The organism is Candidatus Nanopelagicales bacterium (genome assembly GCA_018003655.1).
GTDB lineage: Bacteria > Actinomycetota > Actinomycetes > S36-B12 > UBA10799 > JAGNDY01.
Genome location: JAGNDY010000002.1, coordinates 101,694 through 111,299 on the forward strand (window position 1 = coordinate 101,694; position 9,606 = coordinate 111,299).

Sequence of the window (9,606 nt, forward strand, 5' to 3'; positions counted from 1 at the left end):
GAGACCCGGCCAGGACAGGGCTACCCGCGGCGTTATGAGGACCAGGAGAAGTGGAAGGGTGGGTGGAAGCTCGACCGCAAGGGTCGACTGCGCTTGCGCGCCGGTGGCCGACTCCACAAATTGTCGACGATCTTCAGTAACCCCAACCTGCCGGGGATCGAGGATTACTACGAGCCGTGGACCTACGACTACGACAACCTGATTAGCGCCCCGGCCGGCGATGACTTCCCGGTTGCACGGCCGAAGTCCCTCATCACCGGCAAGGACATGAAGATCACTTGGTCGGCGAACTGGGACGACGATCTTGGTGGGGCTCCCGAGCACGGCCACAAGGATCCGTTGTTGGCGAACCTCACCAAGAAGGTGAAGTTCGAGTTCGAAGAAGCCTTCATGTTCTACCTGCCACGAATCTGCGAGCACTGTCTGAACCCGTCCTGTGTCGCGTCGTGCCCATCCGGTGCGATGTACAAGCGCGAGGAGGACGGCATCGTGCTGGTGGATCAGGATCAGTGCCGCGGTTGGCGGATGTGCGTCTCGGGCTGTCCGTACAAGAAGGTCTACTTCAACCACAAGACCGGCAAGGCCGAGAAGTGCACGTTCTGCTACCCACGCATCGAGGCCGGACAACCGACGGTTTGCTCAGAGACCTGTGTCGGACGGTTGCGCTACCTCGGGCTGTTCCTCTATGACGCCGACCGCGTTGCGGAAGCCGCCACCGTCGAGGATCCCCAACAACTGATGGCGGCGCAGAAAGCGATCCTGCTCGATCCGAACGACCCCGAGGTGATCGCCCAGGCGCGCCGCGACGGGATTCAGGACGACTGGCTGGAGGCAGCCAAAGTGTCCCCGGTTTACAAGCTTGCATGCGAGTACAACATCGCGTTGCCGCTACATCCGGAATACCGAACAATGCCGATGGTCTGGTACATCCCGCCGCTCTCACCGGTTGTCGATGCCCTCGTTGAGACTGGCCACGACGGCGAGGACATCGGAAACCTTTTCGGGGCGATCGACGCTCTTCGCATCCCGGTCGAGTATCTGGCGGAGCTGTTTACCGCTGGCGATGTCGAACCAGTCAATGACGTGCTGCGCAAGCTTGCGGCAATGCGCGCCTATATGCGCCGCATCAACCTTGGCGACGAACCAGATCCCACCATCGCCGAGGCAGTTGGCATGACGGGTCAGGAGATGGAAGCCATGTTCCGACTCCTGGGGATTGCAAAGTACGAGGACCGCTACGTCATTCCGACTGCCCACAGTGAGGTCGCTGCAGCGTTCGCGGACGAGTTGCCCGGGTGTTCGGTCGATTGGGAAGCCAGCCCCGGCGGAGGGGCAATGGGAGAGTCGCAGCCTGTGCCGGTGACGATCGAGAGTTTTCACCTAACCAAGCAGCGGATGGAAGCTGAAAAGTACTCAGATGTCGAGGAGGGACCCCGATGACGGTCACGCTGACTCGGGAGCAGCGGGTCGCTGCTTACCTGGCGATCGCGCGCCTGCTTGCCTACCCAGATCAGGCCGCCACAGCCGAAGTCCCGATGCTTCGACGGCTCAGCAGGGACTTGCCCGACATCGTCGGAAAACCATTGCTGCAGTTCCTCGATCTGACCGCGGACAGGCCATTGTTGGAGCTTCAGTCGGAGTACGTAGCAACATTTGACCTCAAGCGGCGCTGCTGCCTCTACCTGAGCTACTTCCTCAACGGCGACACCCGCCGTCGGGGCATGGCCCTCTGGCGGTTCAAAGAGACCTACCGACTGGCCGGCTGGTCGGTTGAGGGCGGCGAGCTACCCGACTACCTACCGGTGCTGCTGGAGTTCGCTGCCAGCGGGCCCGACGAGGAGTCGGCCGCGTTGGCGATCCTGCACGAGCACCGTGAGGGCTTGGAAGTTCTGCGAGCGGCATTGGAGCGCTTCGCTGCGCCACAGCAACTCGTGATCCAGGCGTTGATCACGACCCTGCCGGAACTAACTGACGTCCAGCTGCTGGCGGCCCAGGAACTCGTCGCTGCCGGACCACCGACCGAGACGGTGGGACTCGAACCGTTCGGATCGGAACTACTCACGATCGGAGCCCGACCATGACTGCGCTGCAGACCTTCTTCTTCCTGGTGTTCCCCTACGTGTGCCTGACGTCGTTCGTTATCGGGCACATCTGGCGCTACAAGTACGACAAGTTCGGCTGGACCACGCGATCGAGCCAGTGGTACGAGTCAAAGCTGCTGAGATGGGCGAGCCCGATGTTCCACTTTGGGCTCCTCGGTGTTCTGCTCGGCCATTTCGCCGGACTCGTGATTCCCGAATCCTGGACGAACGCGCTGGGGATAAACGAAGACCTGTACCACTTGATGGCAGTCATCCTCGGATCGGTCGCCGGCGTTGTCATGGTTATTGGCCTCATCGGGCTCATCTGGCGGCGGCGCTCGACGCCATCGGTGTTCCGCGCGACGACCAACATGGACAAGCTCATGTACGTAATGTTGGGAACGGTTGTTGGGCTGGGCCTGTACAACACGTTCGGCTGGCAGTTGTTCGGCTCCGGCTACAACTACCGCGAGACCGTCTCCATCTGGTTCCGGGGCATCTTCTACTTCAACCCGGACGTTGCGCTGATGACCGAGGCGCCCTTGTCCTTCCAACTGCACGCAATCGCGGCCTTCTCCCTGTTGGCCATCTGGCCGTTCACCCGACTCGTGCACGTTCTTTCCGCACCCGTGGGCTACCTGTGGCGGCCCTACGTGGTGTATCGCTCAAAGGATCCCCATAACCAACCTGGCAACCGCGATCCACGACCAGGCTGGGAGCGCCCCGGGTTGAGTCCAACCAAGAAGTGAGCACAGTGTGACTAGCCGAGTGACCCAGCCAGAGACCGGCAAGCCGGTCAAACCTCGTCGGCCTGCGCGACCGGTGTCGCTCTTCCCACCCCAGCATGGGGCGTGGGCCCTCTTGGGGCTACCGGTTGTGTTGGGCTGGGCAATCGCCGGGTTCACGCCAGCCCTGGTGCTACTGGGTGTCGGCTTCGTGGTGGCCTACCCGGCTTCCTACTTTGCGATCGCCTACCTGCGCTATCCGCGGCGGGAACGCTACGCACGAGCGCTGGGCATCTGGGGTTCCGCTGGCATCGCAATAGCGGTCGTGCTCCTCATTGCCCGACCTTGGCTGGTCTGGGTCGGGTTGGCCTACCTCATCGCTTTCGCAGTGAACCTGGCATTCGCCAAAGCTGGCAATGAGCGAAGCCTGACCAACGATGCCGTCTTCATCGTTGAGTGCGTAGCAATCACGCCGATCATGTGGGGTGTCGGCGCATCGGCCGGCGGATGGGTCGCCCCCGGGATTGCTGGGACGCCGAGCGCCCTGTGGGTCGTCACCGCATTCGCGAGCTTCGCCCTCGTCGGATCGACAATGCACGTGCGCTCACTGATCAGGCAACGCAACGACTTGTGGTTGCGGCGGGCTTCGCAGTTGTTTGCCGGTGTCAGCCTCGCGGTCGCCATTGCGATCAGCACCTGGATTAGCACCGCTACTGCGGTCGCGGCGGGCCTGGCATTCGGATTCCTGCTTGCCCGGTCGTTCCTCGTCGGCCGCCGTCCCATGAAGCCCGGTGTGATTGGGATGTTCGAGTTGGTCGGCTTTGTCTTGGTTGCCGGCGTGGGATTTGTCGCTGCGGCAGGCTGAGGCGCTGCGGCTGCTTGTTTCAACCTCAGCCCGATGGCCCGGCCAGGCAAGGCAAGGCGAACGGACGGTTGGTGCACCTGCCCAGACTCGAACTGGGGACCTCACGCGTGTGAAGCGTGCGCTCTAACCAACTGAGCTACAGGTGCGGATAACTGGCGAGGACTCACCTTATCCGAGCCGTCATGGTGGGCCTCGTGAGGCCATCGGTGCGAGCTGCGGCCGAATCTGGCCACGGGCAGTAGCGGACCTTGCACGCAGCGCAACAGATTGCGCCAACTGGGGGCGAACACCTCACATCTTGGTTGCGACGGATCGCAAATGGGCATCACTTCGTCGAACACTTCGAGGAGGATTGCCCCATGACTACCGGACCTTTGCCAACGATCGTCACCACCGCAATGGATTTCAAGTTGGTGCTGACCGCTGAACGCTCCGTCTCGGTGCCCGCCCTGTTCGACTATGCAGCTCACGAGCCGTTCTCGGTCCGCGCGACCTTCCGCACCTCCGAGGGAGACGTGAATTGGGTGTTCGCGCGCGAACTCCTGGCAGAAGGGCTGCGCAAGCCCACTGGTGAGGGCGACATCGCCGTCTGGCCATCGAAGTCCAACGGCCACGACGTGCTCTGCCTCTCACTCTCATCGCCCAGCGGGCAGGCGCTGATGGAGGCTCCGTTCGAAGAGGTCGAAGATTTCCTCGCCCGCACGTTCACGGTCGTTCCTGCTGGATCGGAAGGCGCCATGCTCGACATGGACAGCTTGATCGATCGGTTGCTGGACGATGGCGGCGCAGCGAACCTGTAGGCGCCACGTCCACCTCGGTCGTCGATGATGACCGACGGTGCGGCGCGTCTCCCCGCACTCGCCGAGATCGTCAGCGTAGGACAACTTGAGCCGCTGGCTGCCGAGGTGCTCGCCGGACCTACCTGGGACTACGTCGCTGGTGGGGCCGGCGACGAACGGACTCTGGCAGCCAGTCGCGACCGTTGGTCGGACATCCACCTCGCACCGCGAACCCTGGTGGACGTCTCGCGACTGGACACCACGACCCAGTTGCTTGGGCTGACGCTCGAACACCCGATCATGCTCGCGCCGACCGCGCGCCACACGGCGTACTACCCCGGTGGTGAACTCGAAACAATCCGTGGCGCTCAGGCCGCTCAGGCTCTCTACGTGCAGAGTTCACTAGGCGCAACGACCCTGGATCCGATCGGCAAGCTCGCAGCCGAACTCGACCAACCCTGGTGGTTCCAGCTCTATGTGCAGCGAGATCGTGGGTGGACCCTGGAACTGGTCAACCGGGCAATTGCGGCGGGAGCCAGCGCGCTCGTACTGACCGTCGATACGCCAACACTCGGCGCTCGTGACCGCGACAAGCGCAACAACCTCGGCGCAGCCGCCGCAGCGACCTACCCGATCCTTGATGGCTCGCAGGTTGTCCCCGATGACACACCACCACATCGCCGCATCTACAACCCCCACTTGTCGCCGGACATCACCTGGAAAGACCTTGAGTGGTTGGTCTCGCAATCGGCAGTACCAATCCTCCCTAAGGGGATTCTGCGACCCGATGACGCGCGAAGAGCCGTCGAATTCGGCGCCGGCGGAATCATCGTGTCCAACCACGGCGCTCGCAACCTTGACTCGGTACCAGCGACGGTAGATGCGCTGCCGGGTGTCATCGCATCGGTCGCTGGTGCTGTCCCGGTACTCGTTGACGGCGGCATTCGCCGGGGCACCGACGTGGTAAAGGCGCTCTGCCTCGGTGCTACCGCTGTCTTGGTCGGTCGCCCGTATATCTGGGGGCTCGCCGCGTACGGCGCACCCGGCGTCACCCACGTCGTCGAGATTCTGCGCACCGAGTGTGAAATGGCGATGGCTCTGCTCGGAGCACCAACCATTGCCGACCTGACGTCCGATCTACTGTGGCCGCCTCATTGAGGTCAGGGATCGATGTCCTCGTCGACACGGAGCGCGAACTGCACGGCCGCCTCGCCGCCCAGGGGTCCCGGGGCCGACATGGGCCGACCGTCGATCAACTCGACGGGGATCAGATCCCGGGTCGAGGACGACAGCAGGATTTCTGATGCGCGAGCCACCTGTTCAAACGGAACATCCAGCTCCTCCACGATTCCCCACTCGATCAGCAGATCGCGGGTCACGCCGGGTAGACAGCCGGTGGCGAGGCTCGGCGTCACCAACCGGCCATCGACCTCAAGGATCACGTTCGAGGTTGTGCCCTCACAGAGTCTGCCATCCGTGTCTGCCATCAGCGCCTCGTCTGCTCCGGCAGCGCGGGCCCGCTCAAGGATGACGAGGTTCTCCGCGTACGAGGTGGTCTTGGCACCGGAAACCGCACTGTGGTTGTTGTGACGCCACGGAACGGTGATGACGGTCAGCGAATCCGGATGCGGCTGTTGCGGATCCACTGTGACGACAACCGTGGGTCCCTCGCCGCTTCGGAGAATCCCAGCCGGCGCGGACCCGGCCGTCACCGTGATCCGCAACCGGGCGAGGTAGCCGAGGCGCTCCGCGTTCGCTTCGATTGTCTGGGTGATGACGGCGCGCAGGTCGAGATCCTCAGGCAGGCCGAGGCTCACGATGTCTGCGGAATTCGCAAGTCGGCGCAGGTGTCGCGTCACAGCAAAGGGGCGCCCGTCGACCACTTTCATAGCCTCGAAGACACCATCGCCAGAGGTGAACCCACGGTCATTGACCGGCACCAATGCCTCGGGAGCCGGGACCAAACCATCCCTGAGCCAGACCTGTGCTGCCGTCATTGCCTCTCCCCTGATTTCCACTGCTCGGACGCCACTGCAATCAGGTTACTGGCTTTCAACTCGGTCTCTCGCCACTCGGACGCCGGGTCACTGCCCCAGGTGATCCCGGCCCCGGTTCCGAAGTGCAGTTGCGGAGACCCGTTGGCCCGGTCCACCCAGAACGTTCGAATACCAACTGCCAGTTCCGCAGTTACAGTGTCCGCGTCAACCCACCCGACAGCGCCGCAGTAAGGCCCGCGAGCGGTCGGTTCAACAGTGCGGATAGCAGTCAACGCGCTCGACTTGGGTGCTCCACTCACGCTGCCAGGTGGAAACGTCGCTGCCAGAATGTCCGCCCAGCCCAGGCCCGGTTCGATCTGTCCGGTCACGGTCGAAACCAGATGAGTGAGCGCCGGGTGTTCTTCCACCCTCAGTAGAGATGGAACCTCGACTGATCCGATCTGACTGACCCGACTGAGGTCGTTGCGGACGAGGTCCACGATCATCACGTTCTCAGCCTCATCTTTTGGCGACAAATCGGCAGGCGTGACGCCCGTGCCCTTGATCGGGCCAGAGTCCAGCTTCGAATCCCGACGGCGCAGGAAGAGCTCGGGCGAGGCACTCGCGACCGCAATGTCCTGGTCGGGCAAACGAACGCAACCAGCATAAGGCGCCGGATTTCCGCGGACCAGCAACGCAGCGAGCCCCATTACGTCCACAGCAGCGGGATCGGGCAGTTCGGCGGTCATCGTCCGGCAAACATTCACTTGGTAGACGTCGCCTGCGGCGATCATGGACCGAACTTGTTCGACGGCGGCTAGGTATTTGCCGCGGGTCATGCTGGAGCGGTATGCGGTCTGCGCCGGACCCGTCCAGTCAACGGCGACCTGGGCCGGTGAGCCAGCCTGCCAATGCGCAAACCGAGCACACGTCGCGTGGCCTTCAAAGTCGATGACGACCGCCCACCGACCGGAACTGTCGAGCGCTGAGATGTCCGATGTGACGTCTTTCAACCCGGTGCCGAGCGCACCTCCGAACCACGCGGCAGCGCTCGGCTTAACCATCAGCGCCTCCCAGTCCTTCGTGTACTCCCCTGGGCAGCATCCTCGCAGCCATCGGATAGAGTGTGCCCGCACCGAGCGCGGCGATCCCGAGCTGGGTGTATGCGGACGTAGCGCAGTTGGTAGCGCATCACCTTGCCAAGGTGAGGGTCGCGAGTTCGAATCTCGTCGTCCGCTCCATTTGTATCTCTTTGGTTGTATCCCTTGTCGAGCGCCAGCAGTGAGTCACTACGGTGGCAATTGCCGCCATTTGCCAGTTGCTGATTCGAAATGCCGATTCACCGCATTGGACTAACCCCGCACACCTCGGCCCGCGCAGATGCCGATGCATGCCGTAGCTGCGGTGAGGTCCGCGGCCGAGTGGGAGGCGACAGGATGTCCAGGCGCAGGCAGACCTGCTCGGCACCCTGCGGTGAGTCGGGTGCTAGCGCTGTGGAATACGCGTTGTTGATTGCCGGCGTGGCAATAGCCGTTTTCGCTGCCGTGTTCTTTCTCGGAAGCGCGCTTAGCCAGGATTTCACCAACGTCGGCAGCACCGTGAGTTCGGCAAACTGACGTCGTACAGCGACTCCCGACGCGTGTGTTGCCTCGCGGGCGCGGGTCTGCCACGCTTCGACTCAACCGCGTGGGTAGCCAATCCCGGCTTCTTCCACCAGTCATGCGATCAGGGGATCCGATGTCACCGATGAAACGAAGTGCAGCACACGGCCGAACGAAGCAACGCACCATCCGGATCGGGCTGGGAGCGGGGCTCATCGCTGTCGCTGGCCTCGGATTGTCCGCCTGTAGTAGCGGGAGCGGTTCTCTCGACAGCAACAAGATGGACTCCATCATCACCTCAAAGATCAACGAGATTGCACCCAGCGCAAGTGTGAGCGCCAATTGCCCCAGCGATATCAAAATTCAGTCAGGTGCCACGTTCGACTGCCCTGTGACGATCAACGGCAAGCAATACACCTACACGGTCACGCAGACCGACGACCAGGGCAACGTCTCCGCAGTCCCATCTGACATCGCGCTCGTCTCCCTGGCAGCAGCCGAGGAACAGATCTCCAAAGGCCTCACCGACCAGGTTGCTGGCACCAGCGATTGGCAGACGACCTGCGACCCCGAGGGTGCGATTGACAATCTGCTCATCACCCAGGCGGGGTCAACGTTCACTTGCACGGCAGAGGGGACCGGACAAGACGGCAACCCGGCGTCGACCGGTATCGATGTGACCGTCAAAGACAACGCGGGCGCCCTCACCTGGAAGGCGACGCAGCAGTAGACATCTCTCAGCACGGTGCCGGTGGGAATCCAGCCGGAGTGTCGGTATCGCGCTGCGAGCAATCGCGGCTTGGTGCGTCGGCCGTAACAGCCACGCTGATAACCTGAGGGGCGAAGTACCCAGCATTGACGTCCTAGCGCTGGTGCCCCACGGTGGAGTGGCCGAGAGGCGAGGCAACGGCCTGCAAAGCCGTGTACACGGGTTCAAATCCCGTCTCCACCTCTGCTCCGGGTGGGCGGTCCGCTCCGTATGTGGCCGCCCACCCGAACACAATGGGCAGCACAAGTTGGTGCTAGCCTGCACGAGGCGCAAAGCAATCTACCGATCGATGTGATTGCGGCCGCACAGCAGTTCACGACGCACCCGTAGCGCAGCCTGGTTAGCGCACCTCCCTGACACGGAGGGGGTCCCCAGTTCAAATCTGGGCGGGTGCACCAAACATCAAACCCCCTGCGGCACAGGGGGTTTCGTTGTTTCCGGGGATAGCATTCCCAGTCAAGACCGCTAGGAAACGCGAAGCACTAGCTTCCCGACGACGGCTCGCGACGCGAGCCGCTCAAGCGCGGCAGGCGTGTCGGTCCAATCCATGATGTCGGCGATCTCCGGATGCAACTTTCCTGTCGCAACGAGTCCGGACAGCAACTCCAACGTCTTTGTGCCGGCCATTTCGCTCATGAGGTTTGGGAAGAGCAGAAGGGGTTCGTAGCGGACGCCGGGCATAGTGCCGTAAATCCCAGCGGGAAAACTTACTGAATCCTCAGATGCCTCCCCGTACTGCACGATCGTTCCCCACTTGGCGACTCTGGAAAATGCGGCTCCCAATGTGGCTCCACCTACTGCTTCCATGAT

At 62.7% G+C, this 9,606-nt stretch carries 11 protein-coding genes and 4 tRNA genes; 11 read left to right on the top strand and 4 right to left on the bottom strand.

Annotated features, from left to right (window positions below; all coding sequences use genetic code 11):
- From narH to KAZ48_01130, 4 genes are all read left to right on the top strand, one after another.
- Positions 1–1,440 (top strand): nitrate reductase subunit beta (narH, locus tag KAZ48_01115; protein ID MBP7971370.1); only part of this gene is annotated, 1,440 nt, incomplete at its 5' end.
- Positions 1,437–2,081, top strand: a complete 645-nt coding sequence (narJ, locus tag KAZ48_01120) for a nitrate reductase molybdenum cofactor assembly chaperone (protein ID MBP7971371.1) — start codon at positions 1,437–1,439, stop codon at positions 2,079–2,081. The genes narH and narJ, both read left to right, overlap by 4 nt.
- Positions 2,078–2,830 carry a respiratory nitrate reductase subunit gamma gene (narI, locus tag KAZ48_01125; protein ID MBP7971372.1) on the top strand — a complete coding sequence of 251 codons (753 nt, stop codon included), beginning with the start codon at positions 2,078–2,080 and terminating at the stop codon, positions 2,828–2,830. Before narJ ends, narI begins: the two co-directional genes overlap by 4 nt.
- 19 nt (positions 2,831–2,849) lie before the next feature.
- On the top strand, positions 2,850–3,671 hold the full coding sequence (locus KAZ48_01130; GenBank protein ID MBP7971373.1) for a YwiC-like family protein: 822 nt from the start codon (positions 2,850–2,852) through the stop codon (positions 3,669–3,671).
- Between the two features lie 69 nt (positions 3,672–3,740).
- Here KAZ48_01130 and KAZ48_01135 read toward each other — a convergent pair.
- Positions 3,741–3,817, bottom strand: a tRNA-Val gene (locus tag KAZ48_01135).
- 213 nt (positions 3,818–4,030) lie between these two features.
- On the opposite strand from KAZ48_01135, the gene KAZ48_01140 reads away from it, so the two are divergent.
- Both KAZ48_01140 and KAZ48_01145 read left to right on the top strand, forming a co-directional pair.
- The gene (locus KAZ48_01140) at positions 4,031–4,471 is read left to right on the top strand and encodes an SsgA family sporulation/cell division regulator (protein MBP7971374.1); all 441 of its coding nucleotides are present in this window, start codon (positions 4,031–4,033) and stop codon (positions 4,469–4,471) included.
- Between the two features lie 24 nt (positions 4,472–4,495).
- On the top strand, positions 4,496–5,608 hold the full coding sequence (locus KAZ48_01145) for an alpha-hydroxy-acid oxidizing protein (GenBank protein ID MBP7971375.1): 1,113 nt from the start codon (positions 4,496–4,498) through the stop codon (positions 5,606–5,608).
- A gap of 2 nt (positions 5,609–5,610) precedes the next feature.
- On the opposite strand, the gene KAZ48_01150 is transcribed toward KAZ48_01145, so the two are convergent.
- On the bottom strand, positions 5,611–6,447 hold the full coding sequence (locus tag KAZ48_01150; protein MBP7971376.1) for an aminotransferase class IV: 837 nt from the start codon (positions 6,445–6,447) through the stop codon (positions 5,611–5,613).
- Positions 6,444–7,490 carry a chorismate-binding protein gene (locus tag KAZ48_01155; protein MBP7971377.1) on the bottom strand — a complete coding sequence of 349 codons (1,047 nt, stop codon included), beginning with the start codon at positions 7,488–7,490 and terminating at the stop codon, positions 6,444–6,446. Before KAZ48_01155 ends, KAZ48_01150 begins: the two co-directional genes overlap by 4 nt.
- Positions 7,491–7,591: 101 nt before the next feature.
- On the opposite strand from KAZ48_01155, the gene KAZ48_01160 reads away from it, so the two are divergent.
- The 5 genes from KAZ48_01160 to KAZ48_01180 all read left to right on the top strand — a co-directional run bounded on the left by KAZ48_01160 (position 7,592) and on the right by KAZ48_01180 (position 9,194).
- Positions 7,592–7,667 (top strand) — tRNA-Gly (locus KAZ48_01160).
- 195 nt (positions 7,668–7,862) lie between these two features.
- Positions 7,863–8,042 carry a Flp family type IVb pilin gene (locus KAZ48_01165; protein MBP7971378.1) on the top strand — a complete coding sequence of 60 codons (180 nt, stop codon included), beginning with the start codon at positions 7,863–7,865 and terminating at the stop codon, positions 8,040–8,042.
- Between the two features lie 130 nt (positions 8,043–8,172).
- Complete coding sequence (locus KAZ48_01170) at positions 8,173–8,757, top strand: DUF4333 domain-containing protein (protein ID MBP7971379.1); 585 nt, start codon at positions 8,173–8,175, stop codon at positions 8,755–8,757.
- A gap of 151 nt (positions 8,758–8,908) precedes the next feature.
- Positions 8,909–8,979: transfer RNA gene (locus tag KAZ48_01175), tRNA-Cys, on the top strand.
- Between the two features lie 137 nt (positions 8,980–9,116).
- Positions 9,117–9,194: transfer RNA gene (locus KAZ48_01180), tRNA-Val, on the top strand.
- A 67-nt stretch (positions 9,195–9,261) separates the two neighbouring features.
- Here KAZ48_01180 and KAZ48_01185 read toward each other — a convergent pair.
- On the bottom strand, positions 9,262–9,606 hold a 345-nt coding region (locus KAZ48_01185), incomplete at its 5' end, for a zinc-binding dehydrogenase (GenBank protein ID MBP7971380.1).

Coding starts and splice junctions, on each gene's coding strand:
- KAZ48_01150 (MBP7971376.1), bottom strand. CDS start 6,447: ATGACGGCAGCACAGGTCTGGCTCAGGGATGGTTTGGTCCCGGCTCCC.
- KAZ48_01140 (MBP7971374.1), top strand. CDS start 4,031: ATGACTACCGGACCTTTGCCAACGATCGTCACCACCGCAATGGATTTC.
- KAZ48_01165 (MBP7971378.1), top strand. CDS start 7,863: ATGTCCAGGCGCAGGCAGACCTGCTCGGCACCCTGCGGTGAGTCGGGT.
- narJ (MBP7971371.1), top strand. CDS start 1,437: ATGACGGTCACGCTGACTCGGGAGCAGCGGGTCGCTGCTTACCTGGCG.
- KAZ48_01155 (MBP7971377.1), bottom strand. CDS start 7,490: ATGGTTAAGCCGAGCGCTGCCGCGTGGTTCGGAGGTGCGCTCGGCACC.
- KAZ48_01145 (MBP7971375.1), top strand. CDS start 4,496: ATGATGACCGACGGTGCGGCGCGTCTCCCCGCACTCGCCGAGATCGTC.
- KAZ48_01170 (MBP7971379.1), top strand. CDS start 8,173: ATGAAACGAAGTGCAGCACACGGCCGAACGAAGCAACGCACCATCCGG.
- narI (MBP7971372.1), top strand. CDS start 2,078: ATGACTGCGCTGCAGACCTTCTTCTTCCTGGTGTTCCCCTACGTGTGC.